16 protein-coding genes and 1 pseudogene are annotated in these 21,573 nt (G+C 27.4%); 13 read left to right on the top strand and 4 right to left on the bottom strand.

Annotated elements, in window-relative coordinates; genetic code table 11:
• Positions 1-8: 8 nt before the first annotated feature.
• From mmsB to hydG, 9 genes are all read left to right on the top strand, one after another.
• Complete coding sequence (gene mmsB, locus BN2920_RS18670; protein WP_058296474.1) at positions 9-1,232, top strand: multiple monosaccharide ABC transporter permease; 1,224 nt, start codon at positions 9-11, stop codon at positions 1,230-1,232.
• Positions 1,233-1,343: 111 nt separating this feature from the next.
• Positions 1,344-3,050, top strand: a complete 1,707-nt coding sequence (locus BN2920_RS18665) for a methyl-accepting chemotaxis protein (RefSeq protein WP_058296473.1) — start codon at positions 1,344-1,346, stop codon at positions 3,048-3,050.
• Between the two features lie 293 nt (positions 3,051-3,343).
• Positions 3,344-4,945, top strand: coding sequence for a response regulator (locus tag BN2920_RS18660; protein WP_058296472.1), 1,602 nt, complete (start codon positions 3,344-3,346; stop codon positions 4,943-4,945).
• Between the two features lie 7 nt (positions 4,946-4,952).
• Positions 4,953-6,761 (top strand): sensor histidine kinase, encoded by a 1,809-nt coding sequence (locus tag BN2920_RS18655; protein WP_058296471.1) that lies wholly within the window; start codon positions 4,953-4,955, stop codon positions 6,759-6,761.
• Positions 6,761-7,738, top strand: coding sequence for a substrate-binding domain-containing protein (locus BN2920_RS18650; RefSeq protein WP_058296470.1), 978 nt, complete (start codon positions 6,761-6,763; stop codon positions 7,736-7,738). Before BN2920_RS18655 ends, BN2920_RS18650 begins: the two co-directional genes overlap by 1 nt.
• A gap of 17 nt (positions 7,739-7,755) precedes the next feature.
• Positions 7,756-8,826, top strand: coding sequence for a galactose ABC transporter substrate-binding protein (locus BN2920_RS18645; protein WP_058296469.1), 1,071 nt, complete (start codon positions 7,756-7,758; stop codon positions 8,824-8,826).
• Between the two features lie 199 nt (positions 8,827-9,025).
• Positions 9,026-9,862: a DegV family protein gene (locus BN2920_RS18640; RefSeq protein ID WP_058296468.1), complete on the top strand. Its 837-nt coding sequence runs from the start codon at positions 9,026-9,028 to the stop codon at positions 9,860-9,862.
• Between the two features lie 409 nt (positions 9,863-10,271).
• A complete protein-coding gene (locus BN2920_RS18635; RefSeq protein ID WP_058296467.1) occupies positions 10,272-10,523 on the top strand; it encodes a TM1266 family iron-only hydrogenase system putative regulator in 252 nt (83 codons plus the stop codon).
• Positions 10,524-10,641: 118 nt separating this feature from the next.
• Positions 10,642-12,060, top strand: coding sequence for a [FeFe] hydrogenase H-cluster radical SAM maturase HydG (gene hydG, locus BN2920_RS18630; RefSeq protein ID WP_058296466.1), 1,419 nt, complete (start codon positions 10,642-10,644; stop codon positions 12,058-12,060).
• A gap of 58 nt (positions 12,061-12,118) precedes the next feature.
• On the opposite strand, the gene BN2920_RS18625 is transcribed toward hydG, so the two are convergent.
• Complete coding sequence (locus tag BN2920_RS18625; RefSeq protein ID WP_058296465.1) at positions 12,119-12,607, bottom strand: hypothetical protein; 489 nt, start codon at positions 12,605-12,607, stop codon at positions 12,119-12,121.
• 194 nt (positions 12,608-12,801) lie between these two features.
• Here BN2920_RS18625 and BN2920_RS18620 point away from each other — a divergent pair, with 194 nt between their 5' ends.
• Entirely contained in the window at positions 12,802-13,368 is a 567-nt protein-coding gene (locus BN2920_RS18620; RefSeq protein ID WP_058296464.1) for a beta-class carbonic anhydrase, read from the top strand.
• 578 nt (positions 13,369-13,946) lie between these two features.
• On the opposite strand, the pseudogene BN2920_RS22195 reads toward BN2920_RS18620, so the two are convergent.
• Positions 13,947-14,132: pseudogene (locus BN2920_RS22195) on the bottom strand (LysR family transcriptional regulator); the annotation flags it as partial.
• A 150-nt stretch (positions 14,133-14,282) separates the two neighbouring features.
• On the opposite strand from BN2920_RS22195, the gene BN2920_RS18610 reads away from it, so the two are divergent.
• Positions 14,283-15,470 (top strand): MFS transporter, encoded by a 1,188-nt coding sequence (locus BN2920_RS18610; RefSeq protein ID WP_058296462.1) that lies wholly within the window; start codon positions 14,283-14,285, stop codon positions 15,468-15,470.
• A gap of 70 nt (positions 15,471-15,540) precedes the next feature.
• Here the strand turns inward: BN2920_RS18610 and BN2920_RS18605 are convergent, their stop codons facing one another.
• Both BN2920_RS18605 and BN2920_RS18600 read right to left on the bottom strand, forming a co-directional pair.
• Positions 15,541-16,479, bottom strand: coding sequence for an L-lactate dehydrogenase (locus tag BN2920_RS18605; protein WP_058296461.1), 939 nt, complete (start codon positions 16,477-16,479; stop codon positions 15,541-15,543).
• A gap of 269 nt (positions 16,480-16,748) precedes the next feature.
• Positions 16,749-17,810 carry an aldose epimerase family protein gene (locus tag BN2920_RS18600; protein WP_058296460.1) on the bottom strand — a complete coding sequence of 354 codons (1,062 nt, stop codon included), beginning with the start codon at positions 17,808-17,810 and terminating at the stop codon, positions 16,749-16,751.
• A gap of 311 nt (positions 17,811-18,121) precedes the next feature.
• On the opposite strand from BN2920_RS18600, the gene BN2920_RS18595 reads away from it, so the two are divergent.
• Positions 18,122-19,159 (top strand): LacI family DNA-binding transcriptional regulator, encoded by a 1,038-nt coding sequence (locus BN2920_RS18595; RefSeq protein WP_058296459.1) that lies wholly within the window; start codon positions 18,122-18,124, stop codon positions 19,157-19,159.
• 394 nt (positions 19,160-19,553) lie between these two features.
• Entirely contained in the window at positions 19,554-21,371 is a 1,818-nt protein-coding gene (locus BN2920_RS18590; RefSeq protein ID WP_058296458.1) for a glycoside hydrolase family 127 protein, read from the top strand.
• Positions 21,372-21,573: the final 202 nt, after the last annotated feature.

Genomic DNA, 21,573 nt, shown 5'->3' with positions numbered 1-21,573 from the left:
CGAAAATAATGAGTGAAGCAAATGTTGTAACAAAAGGCAATATGGAAAAGAAAAATAAAAAAAAGGAAGCAAATCTTTCGGTAAATAAATTTATAAAAGAAAATGGGATGCTTATAGCATTATTGGCAGTAGTTGTTATATTTCAGATTTTAACTAAAGGAATTATGTTAAAGCCTCTTAATATAACAAATCTTATTCAGCAGAATGGTTATGTACTTATTCTTGCAGTTGGGATGCTATTAGTAGTTATTATAGGTACAGTTGATCTTGCTGTAGGTTCAGTAAGTGCATTTGTAGGTGCCATTGCAGGCGTTGTGATGGTTAATAAAGGAATAAATCCTGTAATATCAATACTAATAGCTATAGCAATAGGTATGATAGTAGGTGCTGTTCAAGGTTATTGGATTGCATATAAGGATATCCCAGGATTTGTAGTAACACTTGCAGGTCAATTAATATTTAGAGGATTCACTATGATAATTCTAAATGGTAAAACAATTGCACCATTCCCTACATCTTTTGCTAATTTAGGATCTGGATTTATTCCACCACTATTTTACTTCCAAATTGGTTCAGGTTATTTGGTTGGATCATCAATCATTGTAGGAGTAATATTATCAGTTATAGTATTATTAAATAACTTAAGAAATAGAAAGAAACTTGAAAAGTATAAATTTGATACTGACCCAATGGGAATATTCATAATGAAAATAGCTATTTCAATTGTAGTAATAAATGCAGCGACTATTGTATTGGCATCATATAAAGGAATACCAAACATATTAGTAATAGCAGGAATAATAATAGTGATATATACATTTATTACTACAAAAACAGTATTTGGTAGACAAGTATATGCAGTTGGTGGTAATAAAAAAGCAGCAGCATTATCTGGTGTAAAAGTAGCTAAAACTCAATTTTTAGTATTTGTAAATATGGGGTTAATGGCAGCACTTGCAGGATTAGCTTATGCAGCCCGTGTTAATTCAGCTCAACCAAAAGCTGGTGTAAACTTTGAACTTGATGCTTTAGCAGCTTGCTATATAGGTGGTGCTTCAACAAGTGGTGGTACTGGTAGAGTTATGGGAGCTGTTGTTGGAGGACTTGTAATGGGCGTACTTAACAATGGTATGTCACTAATGGGCGTAGATAATAACTGGCAACAAGCAATTAAAGGTTTCGTATTACTTTTTGCAGTAGTATTTGATTTATATTCTAAGAAAAAGAAATAATTACGAATATTAAGCAAGAACAGTATTATAAGAAGTATCCAAAAAGAGTGGTAGGTATTTTTGGATACTTCTTATTGTAGATTTTAGTTTAATAGGAGGAGATGAATTAAAATGAAAAAGAAAATAATAGATACCAACCATGGTAACATATCTATAAGAAAAAAATTAATTAAATCATTTAGATATTTATCTTCTTTAGGTATTATATTGGCTTTACTAGGGGTTGTATTTTTAATACAGACAAATTATAAATATAAAAATGCTATACAGAATTATGGGTATTCTCAAGGCACAATAGGAAAACTTGGAATGGAATTCAATAATCAAACAGCACTTTCAAGAGATGTAGTACTGGCAACTAATAGAACTGAATTAAATAATGCGAATATAGCACTAAATAAAAATACAAGTAATATAGAAAATTTATTATTAGAAGTTAGTAAGACAATAATAAGTCCAAAAGAAAAAGAAATTTATAATAAGCTAACTGATGACATAATAGAATATAAAAAGACAAGAGAAAGAGTTTTAGATTTAGCATTAGCAGGAAGTATTGAAAAAGCAAAAAATGAATTGAAAGGAAATGGTGCAGACACAGCAAATAAAGTTGAAGAAGATATGAATAAATTATTAGAAGCTAATATTGCTCAATGTGATGAGGTTATTAGAAATTTATCATATTTAAAAATAATGTCAATATGTATTACATTTATGGCAATAATATTTTTCGTTATAATATCATCAAAATTAAGTAATAAAATTTTAAAATCAATTTCTGATCCATTAGAAAATATCAAAGATGCTGCAGGAAAAATAGCAGAGGGAAAATTAAATGTAGAAATAGAATGTAGTACAGGAGATGAGTTTGAAGACTTAGCATTATCTTTTAAAAAAATGATAAAAAACCTTAAAGAATATATAAGTGAAATAGATGAGGTTTTAGCACATATAGCAAAAGGAAATTTAAATATTACTACTGATGGAAATTACAGAGGAGATTTTATACAGCTTAAGAATTCATTAGACAATATTTTATCATCGCTAAATGAAACATTCTATGAAATAAAAGAAGCAACAACACAAGTGAGTGGAGGTTCGGAACAAGTATCAAAAACAGCACAAAGTCTATCAGAAGGTGCAACAGATCAAGCAAGTGCAATAGAAGAACTTAAAATATCAATTGGAGAAATAAATAAGCAGGTAAAAAGTAATTCTAAAAATTCAAAAAAAACTGATGAGATAGTAAAAGAATTGGCAAAACGTATAAATGAAAGTAACAAAGAGATGGATAATATGGTTGTTGCAATGAGAGATATCGAAAATTCATCAAAAAATATAAAAAATATAGTAAAAACTATTGATGATATAGCAGAACAAACAAATCTTTTAGCACTTAATGCATCGATAGAGGCAGCAAGAGCTGGAGGGGTAGGAAAAGGATTTGCGGTTGTTGCAGATGAAGTTAGAAAACTTTCAGAAGAATCTTCAGAAGCAGTTAAAAAGACTACTGAGTTAATAGAAAATTCAATAAAATCAGTAGAAAGTGGAAAAATAATTGCATCTAAAACATCGGATTCATTACAAAAAGTTGTACAAAATACTCAAAAAGCCACAAATCTAGCCATGGATATAGCGAAATCATCAGAAGAACAAGCATTATTTATAGATAGAATAAATGATAGAGTAGAGCAAATATCAGATGTTATTCAATCTAATTCGGCAGTAGCAGAGGAAAGCGCAGCGGCAAGTGAAGAATTGACTGCACAAGCCGAAACTTTGGATTGTATGATTAAAAAATTTAAATTAATTAATATATAACTAAATAATTAAACAATAGAGTGATGGATTAGTAAAAAATGATTTTTATGAAATGATTTTTGAGTTTCTATCACTTTATTTTTTTCTACTTATATTTGAAATATAACTTTGAAAGCAATTGAATTTTTATAGAAATACAAATTATATTAAATTACGATACATTAGTACATCAATGATAAAATTAATAAAAGAAGTGAAGAAATAGATTATTATGTATTGGTTTATTTTTCAATATATATGATATAATTACTATAGAAATATTTTAAGTCTATGGTTGTGAGGTGAATTTACTAATGGATTTATACAAAATTTTAATAGTTGATGATGAAGAAGAGATAAGGCTTGGAATAATAAAAAAGATTAGTTGGGAAAAACTGGGTTTTATGGTTGTAGGTGATGCAGAAAATGGACAAGAAGCTCTTGAAAAATCAGAAAAATTGCAGCCAGATGTTATAATGACAGATATTAGAATGCCATTTATGGATGGATTAGAATTAGGTAAAAAGTTGAGAGAAGTGATGCCTACAACTAAGGTGATTGTATTTTCAGGATGTGATGATTTTGAATATGCAAAAGAAGCTATTAAATTTAATGTAATCGAATACGTACTTAAACCTATTAATTCATTGGAAATTGTTGAAATTCTTAAAAAACTAAAAATGAATCTTGACAAAGAATTCAATGAAAAAAGAAATTTAGAAACATTAGAAAAATATTATCTTGAAAGTCTTCCAGTGATTAGAGATCAATTTTTAGTAGGAGTCATTGAAGGACGTATTTTTCAAAGTGATTGGAATAAACAAATAGAAAGGCTCAATATAAATTTTAATAATGAATGGTTTTGTGTAGGGATTATTAAACTTGATAATGAGATACTAAATAGGAGTCAATATTCAGATAAAGATGAACTTATGTTTATTTCCTTACAAAAGTTTATAGAAGAGGCTATGACTGATTACTGCAATTATATTAGTTTTTTATATTTAAAAGAAATAGTTGTGATTGGTAATTTAAAAGAAATAAACGAAATTAAAATATTTATAAACAAACTAGATGAGGTTGTGAAAAATTTTAAGCGAATTATGGGTTTGAGTATATCAATAGGTATAGGAAATGTTGTTAATTTATCAGAAAAAATATCACTATCATATAAATATGCACAAAATGCATTAGAATATAGAGTTATATTTGGAAGTGAAAAGGTTATCTATATCGAAGATGTAGAAAAAAATGTTACATGTAATCTTCATTTTGATAGTGAAAATGAACGATTATTATTAAATGCTATAAAGGTATCTTCAAATGAAGATATAACGAATGTAATAAGAAAAATTTTTAATAATATAGAAAAGTCATTATTGCCGTTTAATAAGTATAGGATATATCTTATGGAAGTTATGACATCTATGTTTAAATTAGTGGATAGTTATAATTGTAATATTGATGAAATTTTTGGAGAAGATTTTAATTGTTATACTTACTTATCAAAGTTTAATTCATTAAATGAAATGGAAAAATGGTTTTTAGAAAAATCATTAAAAATAAATAGTATTATAAAGAGCGAAAGAGTAAATTCTTCTATGCTTCTTATTGAAAAAGCTAAAGAATATATAAAAAATAATTATATGGATAGTGATATATCCGTAGAGAAGTTATGCTCTGAACTTCATATTAGTCCTACTTATTTTTCAACTATATTTAAAAAAGAAACTGATATGAGTTTTGTAAATTATCTTACAGAGATAAGATTAGAAGAAGCAATAAAGCTTTTGAATACAACAGATTATAAGACATACATTATAGCTGAGAAGGTTGGATATCAAGAGGCAAATTATTTTAGTTATGTATTTAAAAAGAAATTTAAAGTATCTCCATCTAAATATAGAAAGAGTTGATTAGACAATGCTCAAATTAATTAATTCTAAAATCAATAATGTTTTAAAAAGATATGAAAATACGAGTATACAAAGTATAATATCAACAACCTTTACTATTATATGTATAATTGGAATGCTTGGAGTTGGTGGTGCAATTTATGTATGTTTTATAAATTCTACAGAAGAAATTGTATATGAAAATAATATGTTTATAGCTGAACAGGTTAATTCTAGTTTGGAAAGTTACCTTAGAAATATGATGAGAATATCTAATGGGACATACTATAGTATATTAAAGAAAAATAATTTTTCAGAATCAAATGTAAATAATAAGCTGGATTTATTATATGAAACAAATAAGGACTTATTGGTAAGTATATGTGTATTTACAGAAGATGGAAAGGTTGTGTCATCATCACCTGTTGGTCAAGTGAAGGATTTAGTAAATCCTGCTGAAAGCGATTGGTTTTTGAAAGCAAGAAAAAGAAGTGAAAACCTTCATTTTTCAACACCGCATGTACAAAATTTATTTATAGATCATGATAATCAATACAGGTGGGTAGTTTCTTTAAGTAGAGCAGTAGATATAACCTATGATGGACAAATTGTTTCAGGAGTACTTTTAGTTGATATGAATTTTAGTGGAATAGAGCAAATATTTAGAAATATAGATGTGGGGAAAAATGGATACATATATTTAATTAATAATGATGGAGAAATAATATATCATCCAAAGCAACAATTGATTTATTCTAATTTACTAGAGGAAAATAATATTGTTGCATCAACTTATGATGATGGCAGTATAAAAGAAATATTTAAAGGAGAGGACAGGTTAATTACAGTAAAAACAGTTGGATATACAGGCTGGAAGGTTGTATGCGTAACTCCAATTAAAGATATTACATCAGATTATAGGAGAGTTGGTATAATTGTTATATTTATATTATTACTCTCAATATTTATATTTTCTTATCTAAATATGATTGTATCAGTACGTATAACAAATCCAATTGTAGAATTAGAGAAGTCTGTAAAGCAATTAGAAAATGGAGATAATAATGTTGATATTTCTATAAAGGGATCATATGAAATTCAACATTTGGGAAAAGCTATTAAATCAATGATAAAGCAAATGCATGTACTTATGGAAAATATAATTCAGCAACAGGAAGCCAAAAGGAAGAGTGAACTTAATGCTCTTCAAGCTCAGATAAATCCACATTTTTTGTATAATACTTTAGATTCTATAATTTGGATGATTGAAAATGAAAATTATGATGGATCTATTATTATGGTAACAGCATTAGCAAGACTGTTTAGAATAAGCTTAAGTAAAGGAAAAAATATAATTTCTGTTAGAAATGAAATTGAACATGTTAGAAACTATTTAACTATTCAAAATATAAGATATAAAAATAAGTTTACTTATGAAATACAAGATGATGAAAATACTTTGGATTTGTGTTGTATAAAATTAATAATACAACCATTAGTTGAAAATGCAATATATCATAGTATGGAGTTTATGGATGGGGATGGTGAAATAATAATAAAATTATATATAAATGATGATAATTTATTCATAGAAGTTATAGATAATGGTTTAGGAATGACAGAAGATGAAGCTATGAATTTGCTAAAAAAAGAAAGAAAAAATAAAAGCAAGGGTTCAGGAATTGGTATTAAAAATGTAAACGATAGAATAAAAATATATTTTGGAGAAAAATATGGTGTAAGTATATATAGTGAACCTGATGAAGGGACAATGATAAGAATTAATATGCCTTGTATTAGATATGATGAAGATCAAATTGAAGAGGGGACGAATTAATGTATAAAATTAAGAAAAAATCATTTTTTATACTATTTATATTAGTTGTTTTTTCGTTTATAGTCCTTTTAAATGAAATTATAAATATAGAAAAAGAAAATATGACTTATAATATTTCTATAATAACAGATAGTGGAATCAACGAAAGTTCAATCACAATGAAGGCAGGGGCTGAGCAAGCTGCAGAAGAATTAAATGCTAATATAAGAGTTATTACTTTATCAAAAGATGATTTTTTAGAAGAACAAAAGGAACTATTATTAAGTGAAAGTAAAAGTGAAGCTAATGCAATACTAATTGCACCTATAAAATATGAGTATTTAAAAGAAACAATAGAAAAAGTTAATAAGAATATACCAGTCATTTCACTAGAGTCTTATCCAGAAGAGAACTATAAAATAAACAGTGTTACTTTTGATAATTATAGTATAGGAGTAAACATAGGAAATGAAATTTTAAACGTAGTACCTAATGAAAAAAAAGTTGTTATAATTAAAGATCATTTAAAATCAGATATAATAGAAGAACGTTGTAATGGAATAATTAGCGTCTTAGAAAAAACTGCTCCATATGATATCGTTGAATTTGAAAGTGATTCCAATATAACATATTATGATGAAGCAAAAAAATTACTACAGAGTGGTAAAGCTAATGTAATAGTATCATTTAATGCAGAAATATTAGAAAGTATAGCACAAGCCAAAAGTGAACTTTTAAGTACAAATAAAGAAATTACTAATGTTAAGGTTTATGGTACAGGAAACACAAGAAAAATAATCTCTTTTTTAGACCAAGATATTATAAATGGTATTGCATTAGAAAATCAATTTAACATTGGGTATTTAGGAGTAAAAAATGCTATAAAATATATAAAGGATTCTGACTTTAATAGTGATGTTATTTTATCTGAAATAATAACAAGAGACAACATGTATTCAAGAGAAAATCAGAGGTTACTATTTTTATTTATTCGATAGGGAGGGTTTATAAAAATATGTCTTATTATGTTAAAAGAATAACATCTATTATTTTAATTATCTTTATATCTAATTTCTATATTGGTTGTAGTTCTATTAAGAGTAAATTAAATAAAAGTGATGCTAAGAAAATAAAAATAGGTGTAACATTATTTGATCAAAATGATCCGTTTATATTATCTCTAGGTAAGCAGATAGAAAGTATAGCAAGAGAGAAGGAAGGTTCTAGTGAATATGAGATTACTGTTAATATTGTAGATGGAGCTAAAAGTGTAATAACACAATATGAGCAAGTAGATAATTTTATAGAGCGAGATTATGATGTTATTTGTATAAGCATGTTTGATAGAACAACTGCATCAGCTATTATTGATAAATGTAAAAAGGCAGATATACCTGTAGTTTTTTTTAATAGTGAACCAGTTGAAGAAGACATGAATTTATGGGACAAAGTTTATTATGTTGGAGGAAAATCAGAAGAATCAGGTAAGATGCAGGCAGAAATAATCAGCAATTTTTATAAGAAGGATCCATATAGAGTTGATAAAAATAAGGATGGAAAAATTCAATATGTAATTCTTGAAGGGGATCCAGAACATCAAGATGCTTTAATACGAACTGAGTATTGTATAAAAACTATGATAAGTGAGGGAATAGAAGTTGAAAAAGTTGGAGATGATATCGCAAACTGGCAAAGCTCACAAGCGTATGAAAAGATGACAAGATGGTTAGATGAATATGATAATACTATAGAGGCTGTATTTTGTAATAATGATGCTATGGCACTTGGGGCTATAAAGGCACTGGAAAATTCAAATATTAGTGCAGATGAAATGCCTGTTATAGTTGGAGCAGACGGTATTTTTGATATACTTCCATATATAAAAAATAATATTATGCTAGGAACTGTATTTAATAATTATAAGCAACAGGGAAAATATATATTTGATATTGCATATGAACTTGCAACTAATGGAAATGTTAATGCTATAAGTGAATTAAAGAATAAAAAAAGTATAAAAGTATCATATACAAAAATTACAGCAGATAATGTTGATGAGTATATGGGAAAAAATAATTTTAAATAGCAGTAGAGTACGCATAATAATTAATATAATTTTTAAGTTATATATGCTATAATACAAGCAATATGATTAAATTTTTATGAACATAAGATAAAATGCAATATATTTAAGATAAATACAATATATTATAATTTGTTGAGTTATATAAATTTAATTATTAAGATTTATAAGACTATATATTGTAAGTATACGGAGGATTAAAATGAATAATGAAATTATAATGGACACATGCATAGATTATAACAATGAAATATTTGATAATGAAGCATGTATGGAAAGAGTTCCATTTAAGATATTAATTGATGGTGAAGAAATTGTAGATAAGGATCTAGAACAATCAGTATTAATAGCTAAAATGAAAAATACAAAAAATAAAATAGCCACAGCATGTCCGTCACCGGATGAATTTTTTAAAGCGTTAAAAGAAAAGAAAAATAATTTTGTTGTTACAATTTCAGAGAAGCTTAGTGGATCACATAACAGTGCAATACTGGCAAAATCTATGATGGAAGAAAAGTCTCCAGAAACATTTGTACATGTATTTGATTGCAAAAATGCTACAGCTGGTGCAAGTTTAATAGTATTAAAATTAAAACAGTTAATAGAAGAAAAAATTCATCCAGCTGAAATCGTTAAAAGTATAAATGAATATATTGAGGAGACAAAAACCTTTTTATTAGCTGAAAGGTTAGATAATCTAGCTAAAAATGGAAGGATAAGCAGTACTAAAGCATTTGTTGGAACACTTCTTAATATTTCGCCTATCATGTGCGATAATGGTGATGGAGAAATAATTTTAAAAGAGCAGGTAAGAGGAAAAAAGAAGGCTTTTAATAGACTTATTGAGATAATTGGAGAAGAGGGTACTGATATTAAAAATAAAGTTATTGGAATAACACATGTAAATGCTAGAGAAAAAGCTGAAAAATTAAAGGAAGAAATTAAAAATAGATATGATTTTAAAGATATCATAATATTTGAAGCAGGTGGCTTAAGTACAATTTATGCTGATGATGGTGGGATTGTAGTATCATTCTAATAGTTTTCTAAAAAAACATCTAAGACTATTCTAATAGTTTTAGATGTTTTTTTAACGTATAGGAAAATATAAAATTTTTATTATAGCAAAAGCCTTAAGAATAGATCTATTCTGTAACTTAGATATTCCAATACGTTAAAAAAATTATAATCCCGCAAAAGAACCCAAAAGCAAGTTTTGGAACCTTTTTTATTTATATGTAATGAATTCTGTAATTAAAGGGTTTTATAGTAAAAATATATATGTTAAAATAATAACAAATCTTATCTTGAAGAATTTTCTAAGAGAGAAGATTAAAAAATATAAAACGTTCTGAAATACACAAGGATTAAATCCTAAGAATAAGGCGATATCTTATATTAATATTAAATGAGTATATTTAAAATCTTATCTTGAAAGGATGAGTTTTATGGAAACTAGAATTGCATTGATTGGAATTATAGTTGAAGATATAAATGCAACTGAAAAATTAAATTCAATATTACATGAATATGGAGAATATATAATAGGAAGAATGGGAATTCCTTATAGAGAAAAGAAAATTTCAGTAATAAGCATTGTTGTAGATGCGACTAACGATGTTATAAGTTCATTGTCAGGAAAGCTTGGGATGATCAAAGGCATAAACGTTAAGACAATGTACTCAAAAAGTGGGAAATAAATGATATTTAGTGAGCCTTGTGAAATGTATCCTTGTATTAAGATGTAGTTATTATTAAAATAATTCATTTGTTGTCAGAACGAGTTATACAATTTATTTTAAGAAAGAAGATGTAAAGATGTATAATGTAAAATCAAATGTGGCAACAGAATTTATTAATCATGAGGAGATTTTAGAAACACTCAAATTTGCTGAAGAGAATAAAAGCAATCGTAAGCTGATTGATGAAATTTTAGAAAAAGCAAAAACTTGCAAGGGATTATCCCACAGGGAAGCAGCCGTACTTCTTGAATGTGATTTAGAAGATGAAAATGAAAAGATGTACAAGCTTGCTAAAGAAATAAAACAAAAATTTTATGGAAATAGAATAGTTATGTTTGCACCATTATATCTATCAAATTATTGTGTAAATGGGTGCACATATTGTCCTTATCACCATAAGAATAAGCATATAAGAAGAAAAAAGCTTACACAAGAAGAAATTGAAAAAGAAGTAGTAGCTCTTCAAGATATGGGACATAAAAGATTAGCACTAGAAACTGGAGAAGATCCAGTAAATAATCCTATAGAATATGTTTTAGAGAGTATAAAAACAATTTATGGTATAAAGCATAAAAATGGTGCTATAAGAAGAGTTAACGTAAACATTGCAGCTACAACAGTTGAAAATTATACTAAACTTAAGGAAGCTGGAATTGGAACATATATATTATTTCAAGAAACTTATAATAAAGAGGCCTATGAAGAGCTTCATCCAACAGGCCCAAAGCATGACTATGCTTATCATACAGAAGCTATGGATAGAGCTATGGATGGCGGAATTGATGATGTAGGGTGTGGAGTTTTATTTGGTTTAAATTTATATAGATATGACTTTATTGGGCTTTTAATGCACGCAGAGCATTTGGAAGCTTCTAAGGGAGTAGGACCACATACTATAAGTGTACCAAGAATAAGACCAGCAGATGATATAAATCCAGATGAATTTACAAATGCTATTTCAGATGATATTTTTGCTAAGATTGTTGCTGTACTTAGAATAGCTGTACCATATACAGGACTTATAGTTTCTACAAGAGAATCTAAAAAGACTAGAGAAAGAGTTTTAGAACTTGGAGTATCTCAAATAAGTGGTGGTTCATCAACAAGTGTTGGCGGTTATGTTGAAAAAGAAGAAGAAGAGGATAATTCAGCACAATTTGATGTGAATGATAATAGAACATTAGATGAGATAGTTAATTGGCTTCTTGAACTTGGATATATGCCAAGCTTTTGCACAGCATGTTATAGAGAAGGAAGAACAGGGGACAGGTTTATGAGTCTCGTTAAGTCAGGCCAAATAGCAAACTGCTGTCAGCCTAATGCATTAATGACGTTAAAAGAATACTTAGAAGATTATGCGAGTGAAATTACAAGAAAAAATGGCGAAAAACTAATAAAAGAAGAAGTTGATAAAATACCAAATGAAAAAGTAAGAAAAGTAGTTTTAGAACATCTTCATGATTTACATGAAGGACAACGTGACTTCAGATTCTAAAAAATATGATTAAAATAGGAGTAATAAGATTTATTCAAAATCTTATTACTCCTTATTACTATATTATATTTTTAGAATCACCGCATTTATTTTCAGAAGTGTTCTTTGTATTCGTAATAGTATCAATAGTATCACTTTCTAATTTATCAGAAATATTTCTATACTTATTTTGCAAGGTTAACATTTTGATAACTTCAATAAAATCTTTATAATCAATCATATCATTATCTAATAATGTATCCAGGGATTTTGTAAAATCTTTAGTATTAGATGATGAGAGTTTATTACCATGCTTTTTCATTATAGAAATAATGTCTAACTTACCATTACCTTTATAATCTTTACCTGTTATATTCATATCAAGTACTTTTTCAATTGTAGCCAAAGCTGATTTAACTTCTTCAGATAATTTATCACTTGAATTTGATTGAAGAAATGAATTTCTGACTGCTTCCAATTGAGCATTAAAACCAAAAACAGAATTAGTTGTATTTGTTTTTTTTCGAGATGTGCTAGAAATAATATCATCAATTTTTGCTATTTCCATATAAAAACCTTCTTTCAAAAACATGTTAATCTGGGTATTTATTTATCGATTATACTGATAAGAAATTTATATACTTAATAATAATTTTTACTAAATAATTTATTTGAATTTAAATAAATTATTGCTATAATAAACCTTAAGGCAATTTATATACTTAATAGAATAATTTTACATAAGCATATGGGGAGGTAACTATGAGTAGTTTACAATGTATAATGGAATATAATAAAGAATTCGTGAATAATAAGCAATATGAGAAATATGTGACTGATAAGATTCCTAAAAAGAAAATGGCCATATTATCGTGTATGGATACAAGACTTACAGAGCTTTTACCTAAAGCTATGAATATAAAAAATGGTGATGCTAAAATCATTAAAGATGCAGGAGCAACTATCATGCATCCATTTGGTGGAGTAATGAGAAGCATATTAGTGGCAGTCTATGAATTTGGAGCTGAAGATGTATTTGTAATTGGACACCATAACTGTGGCATGAGCAATTTAGATACAAAGAGCCTTATTGATAAAATTAAAAATAGAGGAATAAAAGAAGATACATTTGATATTCTAAAGTATGCAGGAATTGATGTGGAGGGGTGGCTTTATGGTTTTTCATGTGCAGAAGAATCAATAAGAGAAAGTGTTAAAATGATAAAAAATCATCCGTTATTTCCAAAAGACGTAAGAGTGCATGGACTAATTATTTCTCCAGAAACAGGAAAACTAGACATTATTATAAATGGTGATGAAAATAAATAAAGGACGTACTAAGTTTATAGGATAATACCCGAAAAGAAGCTCTCATGTTATGCTCGATTGCTACAAAAAATAAGCTAAGAATTCAAACATGCAGACTTGCATCCACAACTGTTTGCTCCAATGTAAAATTGGACAAACAATTGTGGAACAAGTCTACATGCAAGAATTCTAAAGCTCATTTTTTGAATGCAATTCTCCGCACAACAAGAGAGCTTCTTTTCTTTGTTTCATCTAAATTATAGTATCAATGTTATGTTGCTATAAATATAATCATATTAAGATTAAAAAATAGTTATTTATAGATGTTAAAGATTTAAAAACTTAATATCTTATCCTTAAAAAAATGGCATATCATATATTGGATTTCGGTTGTTATACACTAAACTCTGATTCTACATCCTATATTTAAATTAATGATTAAAGAAGTTTATAAAATTTATAGCAATGTTAGATAAGTATTTATTCTTGTTCCATATAAGTACTGGACGTGATTCTAAAGTTGGGTTGATAATTTTTTTTACAACTAAATTCAAATCAGATATTATATTAGAAGCTGTAAAAGGAAGGATGGATATTCCAATTCCAGCTTCAGTTAGCTCTAAATTTCTGCTATTTCTATCAAATAAAGTTACACCTAATTCTTCTTCTAAAAGTTTTAATTGTTGACTAAGAGGTGGTTGAGAAATGTTTAATTTTTTTGCAGCAGCAGTTATTTGCCCCTCTTCTGCAATAGCCATAAAATATTTAATTTGTCTTATATCCATCATAGATCTCCTGTTAATTCATATGTTTTTCATATAAATCTATTCAATTTAAATATTTTTAATATGAATTCAATATTGATATAATAATAAAAGATAAGTACAAAAATATCAATAAATAGAAAATATATATTTAAGAAAAGAAGGATAAAAATGAATAAAAAGTATATTAGATTATTTGGGGCAGGACATTTGATTACAGATATATATCAGGGAGCACTACCAGCTATGCTGCCGTTTCTTATATCTGAAAAACATTTTAGCTATGCAACAGCAGCTTTTTTAATTTTTGCAGCAAATGCAAGTTCATCAATAATTCAACCAGTATTTGGAGTTTATGCGGATAAAATTTCACTTCCTTGGGCCCTTGGAGTTGGAGTATTATTAGGAGGTATTGGACTTGGACTTGTAGGAATAGTGCAAAATTATTATTTGATAATCTTATTAGTTGCATTAAGTGGTATAGGACTAGCCTTATTCCATCCAGAAGGAGCAAGGCTTACAAATAGATTCGCAGGTGAAAATAAAACATCTGCAGTTAGTATATTTGCAGCTGGTGGTAATATAGGTTTTGCAGTAGGACCAATACTTACTACAACTATGGTGTTAGCTTTGGGATTAAAAGGAACTTTAATTTTATGTATTCCAGCAGTAGTTATGGGGGGAATTCTCTTATATGAATCAAAGAACTTTTCCAATGAAGCTAGTTCGGATAAAGAGTTAGATAATATTGATAAAAAAGAAGAAGTAGATGAGTGGGGAGCTTTTGGAAGATTGACTTTGACATTACTTTGTAGATCGACAGTTTTCTTTGGTCTTAATACTTTTTTAACATTATACTATATGAATATTTTAAAACAATCTGAAGTGCAAGGAAGTATTGCTTTATCTACACTTATAGTTGTTGGTGCGGTTGGAACATTGTTTGCAGGAAAGCTTTCTATTAAAATTGGAAATAAGAAATTAATAATAATAGGATATTCTTGTTTATTACCACTATTAATTCTATTTTTAAATATTAAGAATCCTATATTAGCAACTATAATTTTAATCCCACTAGGATTTTTCTTATATATGCCATATAGTCCTATGGTTGCACTTGGACAAAAATATTTACCTAATCATCTTGGATTAGCTTCAGGGATAACACTTGGATTAGGTGTAACAATGGGAGGACTTGTGTCTCCAATACTAGGTTATGTTTCCGATACTCATGGAATACACGCTGCTCTTTCTTGCTTAATAGTAATGCCGATAATAGCGGTAGTACTTGCAAGAAAACTTCCAGTAAAAGAAGCAGATTTAAAAAATAATGCAAGTCAAGTAGTTTCTGAAAATTAAATATAGTAACATAAAAAAAACGCTATATCAATAAGAATATTATTAATTGATATAGCGGTTTTTTATGTTATTATAGTTGATTTATATATTTTTTTATTATAGAAACAGAGTTATTAAATAAATCTTGCTCTTCATCATTTAAATGTAATTCAACAATTTCAGAAATTCCATTTCTATTAATAATAGCAGGCACACCTATGAAAACATCATTTATGCCATATTCACCTTCTAGAAATGCTGACACAGGAATTACTTTTCTTTCATCATTTAAAATTGATTTTATAATATCAACAGTGGTGGCAGCAATTCCATAGTTTGTAGTGCCTTTTACATCTGCGATTTTCCATCCAGATTTCTTTATTTCTTCTAAGATTTCATCTGGATTAAATCCATCAAGACGTTCTTTATTATCTACTAAGATATCATCAAATTGTTTACCACCAATGCTTGCAGTGCTCCAAGGGATAAATTGAGAGTCACCATGTTCACCAATTGTGTATGCTTGAACGCTTCTAGCTTCAACACCAATTAAATCTGCGAGTAGTACTTTTAATCTTGCAGAGTCTAAAGCAGTACCAGTTCCAATTATCTTATTTTTAGGTAATCCAGATAACTTATAAACATAATAACTTATTATATCAACTGGATTTGTAACAATTACAAAATAACCATTAAATCCACTTTTCATAATTGGATCTACAATTGATTTAGTAATCTTTTTAGCAGTAGAAAGCATATCAAGTCTTGTCTGACCTTTTATAAGTGGTGCAGCTGCAGTAATTACAACTATGTCAGCATCATAGCATTCTGAGTATTCGCCACATTTTATTTTTATAGATGAATTTGAATACCCTGTACAGTGCTTTAAATCTAGAACCTCACTTTCAGCTTTAGCTTTATTAATATCAATCATTAAAAGCTCATCACATATACCCTGAAGTATAATATCAAAAGCTATAGATGTTCCAACTGCGCCAGCGCCAATAACAGCTACTTTATTTATCTTCATAAATGTTTACCTCAATTCTACAAAAATTTTTAATATAATATAAACTTATAAATTAATAATATACCATATATTTAAAGGATTCAAATATTACAATTAATACTTTTTAATATTAATTTTTACTATGAATAGACGTTTAATAATTTAATATTTTATTAGTAAAATTAAATTATTAAAGGTGTTATTTAAATATAAGCTTGTAGTTTAATAAAAAAAATACCTATACTATTAATTAAAGTGATAGGTATTTTTTGTTTAAATATATTTATTTTTTATAGCGTAGAAAATTTATATATTGTAGTATGATTGTATTCCTCATTAGCTTTAAGTAGTGGTGAAGCAAAGTTATTATTATTTATAGCATTAGGAACAAATTGAGTTTCAAGACATACACCACTTCTTTTCACATAAGGAGTATTATTTTTCCCAATAGAAGTGCCTTTACCATCAAGGAAGTTAGCACTATAAAATTGTACGCCAGGACTAGTAGTATACATATCCATAACTCTGCCTTTAGATTTATCAATTAATTTAGCTGACAGTTTTGAAATATCTCCATTTGAATTTAATATCCAGTTATGATCATATCCACATCCAAATTTAATTTGCTCATAATCAGAATTTATATCTTTTCCAATATTTTTTGAACTTCTAAAATCCATAGGTGTATCAGAAACATTTCCAATTTCTCCAGTAGGGATTGAGAATTCATCATTTACTGTGAAAGTATCAGCAGCAATCATCAATTCGTGATCAAGTATAGTTCCGGATGCATGTCCACCAAGATTAAAATATGAATGATTAGTAAGGTTAACAATTGTATCAGAATCACTAATTGCATGATAATGTATTTCTAGAGAATTATCATCAGTTAATGTGTAAATAACAGTAACATTTAAATTACCAGGATATCCTTCTTCGCCATCTTTACTAAAATAAGATAACTTTAATTGATTATATTCATTACTTAATATTTCAGCATTCCAAATAACTTTATCAAATCCTTTTGTTCCACCATGAAGGTGATTAGGACCATCATTTATCACTAACAAATACTCTTTATCATTAAGAGTAAATTTACCATTCTGAATTCTATTGCCACAACGACCAATTAAAGCACCGAAAAATTTATCACCATTTTCATAAGACTCAATAGTATCATAACCTAGTACAATATCATCAAAATTTCCTTCTTTATCAGGGGCAGTAAGAGAAACTATAGTTCCTCCATAGGTACAAATTTCAGCTTTCATTCCAGATTTATTTGTTATAGTAAAAATGTTTACATTAATGTTATCTTTAGTTTTTCCAAACTCTCTTTTTGTTATAGACATAAAATTAGCCTCCTTAAATCAACTGCTTTATATTTTGAATATATTTCTGTAGGTATATTTTTTAGTATATTAAACTATTTATACAGACATGTATGTACAAGCTGTGCATACTTATATTATAATATAGTAATTATAGATAAACAACTGCGAAATATTAAATTTGTGAGATTATATATAAGTGGAATAATATCAACATATTAATTTTTTTATATGTAAAATATATATCTAATTATTGTTGAGTGTACTTTATTGAAATAGCATATTAAATTTGGTATTATATAGTTATAAAACGTTTAATATTGGAGGTAATTATGGCAACAATAAAAGAAATAGCAAAAGAAAGTGGAGTATCTATTGCTACAGTATCTAATATTATTCATGGTAAGCCAGGCGCAAGCGATGAAACTAGAAAAAAAGTACTAGAAACAATAAAAAGACTTAATTATACTCCAAATGTAATAGCACAAAATTTGAAACAAAAGAAAAACAGGACTATTGGAATAATAACGGAAGATCTAACAATATTTAATACACCTAGTATTGTTGACGGAATTAATGAATATTGTGATGAACATAATTATCAATTTGTTCTTGGAAATTTAAGATTATATCAGAAATATAATAAAAAGTTTTATACAGAAAATAAATATTATAAGCATGTAGAAGAAGAGTTTAAAATGATGAAATCAAAACAAGTTGAGGGGATAATATATATAGGTTGCCATTGCAGAGAGATAAAATGCATTCCTTATGATTTAGGTATACCAATTGTAACTGCTTATGTATTTGATAAAGATAAAAATTTTACATCTGTAATATTTAATGATGAACAAGGTGCATATGATGCAACAGAGAAGCTTATAAAAGCAGGACATACTAAAATTGGAGTAATAGCTGGAATTAAAGAAAGCATACATACACAAGAAAGATTACTTGGATATCAGAGAGCACTGTATGATAATCAAATTTTATTTAATCCGAGTTTTATTTTAAATGGTGATTGGGAGAGGGAATCTGGAAGGGAAGTATCTGAGCAATTGATAAAAAGAGGGATAACAGCTATTTTTTCTATGAATGATGTAATGGCAGGAGGAGTCTATGATTATTTAGACACTATTGAAAAGAAAGTTGGCACAGATATCTCCCTTATTGGATTTGACAACAGGGAATCGAGTACAGCATATAATCCTATGTTATCTACAATGGGATTACCATTGTTTGATATAGGAAGAAAATCAGCAGAAATTTTAATTAGTTTAATAGATAAAGAGAATAAAAATATAGATCATGAAATATATAAAATAAATTGTGAGTTTATAGAAAGAAAATCTATTTTAAGTATAAAATAAATTTTTGAATAAAGGATAATTAAGTGTTAGAGTATTTAATTATCCTTTATTAATTAACAAAAACGTTTAATAAAAAATGAAAAACTGATAAATAAGAAGTATTTAAGAGTAATATTGAGAAAAAATAGGCAAATATTAAATAAATCAATAAATATAGAAATTTATTTAATGAATAAAAGAGAGTATAAATAAATCATAAAGACAGTTAGATATTGTATCAATATCATAGAAATATAGCGATATTATTAATAATGTACTAAGAATATAATTGTATATACATGATTAATAAATTGCTTATTATTTTACTAACTTTATAAAACGTTTAATAAGGATTTAGAGAGATTATCTAAAACATTATTAGAATCTTTATAAAATTTTTAAAGGGGGAATAAAGATGGAGAATCATAATTTAAATTCGATAAGTTTTACACAGGTTAAGATAAATGATGATTTTTGGAGCACAAGGTTAAGAAATCATCAGAATACAACATTGAAGGCATGTCTTGAAAAGTGTGAGACAGAAGAAAGAATTTTGAATTTCGAAAGAACCTATAATGGTAATGCAGATGAAGGTTTCACAGGAGTTGCTTTTAATGACTCAGATGTATATAAAGTTATTGAAGGAGTTGGCTATTCACTACAAAATAATCCTAATAAAGAATTAGAAGAATATGTAGATAGTATAATTGATAAAATTGGAATGGCACAGCAGGAAGATGGATATTTAGATAACTATTTTGTTCTTGGAAGAATGGATGAAAAATGGACAGATATGATGGCACATGAATTATATTGTGCAGGCCATATGATTGAGGGGGCAATAGCATATAAAAATGCTACAGGAAAAAGAAAATTTTTAGATGTTGCCATACGGTTTGCAGATCATATAGTAGATGTTTTTGGAGAAGGAAAAAAGAATTGGATTGTTGGACATCAAGAAATAGAATTGGCATTAGTAAAATTGTATAGAGAAACTGGTGAAAAAAAATATTTAAATTTAGCTAAATGGTTTATTGAACAAAGAGGTCATAATAATGAATGGACAGATAAAGTGTGGAGTAGAGAAAAATATGGTGGTAAAAAATATAATCAAGATGATAAGCCTGTTAGGGAACTAAGCAAAATAACAGGACATGCTGTTAGAGCAATGTATTATTTCTGTGGAGTAGCTGATGTTGCAGCTATAGAAGATGAAGAAAGTTATATGGAAGCATTGTATAGGCTTTGGGATAATACTGTAAATAGAAATATGTATATAACTGGTGGAATAGGTTCATCAAGAGATAATGAAGGTTTTACTGGAGATTATGATTTACCAAATGATACAGCATATTGTGAAACATGTGCAGCAGTTGGAATGGTTTATTGGAATCACAGAATGAATCTAATGACTAAAGATTCTAAGTATGTAGATATTGTGGAGAAAGAGCTCTATAATGGGGTTATTTCAGGAGTATCATTAGACGGAACTAAGTTTTTTTATGAAAATCCATTAGAATCTCATGGAGATCACCATAGAAAAGAGTGGTATGATGTTTCATGCTGCCCAACACAAATAGCGAGATTTATACCATCTGTAGGAGATTATATTTATGCTAAAGATGAAGACGGGGTATATTTGAATCTATATATTTCCAATACACTAACTACGGAGTTTAGAGGAAAGGAAATAAAAATAACTCAATCAACAAATTATCCATGGGATGGGAGAGTTAATATAAAAATAGAGAAATCAGTAGATGAAGAAATGGGATTATTTATTAGATATCCATCATGGTGTAAAACCATGAATGTTGAAATTAATGAAGAGAAAATTAATAATTATGAAATTCAAAAAGGCTATATTAAATTAATTAGAAAATGGTCAGAAAATGATGAAATACATTTAAATATGATTATGCCAATAGAACTAGTAAAAAGTAATGTAAAAGTAAAACAGAATTTAGGAAAAGTTGCTATACAAAGAGGGCCCCTTATTTATTGTATAGAGGAAGTTGATAATGAAAATATTGATGATATCAAAATAGATAGCAGAATGAGATTTTTATCAGAATATAAAAGCAATCTGCTAAATGGTTGTGTAGTCATCATAGGAAAAAAAGATGATAAAAAAGTTGTGGCTATACCATATTATGCATGGGATAATAGAAAGCCAGGAAAAATGAAAGTATGGATAAAAAATGAAGAAGAAAGACTATATGATTTATTATAAAAATAGTTATTTACAAAAAAATAAATTATTAATAATTATTGACATAAAAGTATTTTTTGGATAATATATTCATATAAAAAGATTTAGATTATTTTAAAATAAAGTTGGATATATAGCCCTAAAGGAGATAAAAATTGTTTTTAAACCCACTATATATATAAATGGTTTATAATTAAATAAAATAATTTAATGTTATATAAAT

Origin of the sequence: Clostridium neonatale (assembly GCF_001458595.1) — a bacterium.
GTDB lineage: Bacteria > Bacillota > Clostridia > Clostridiales > Clostridiaceae > Clostridium > Clostridium neonatale.
Note: the sequence above shows the minus strand (reverse complement) of the source record. Positions and strands in the feature narration are given on the sequence as shown.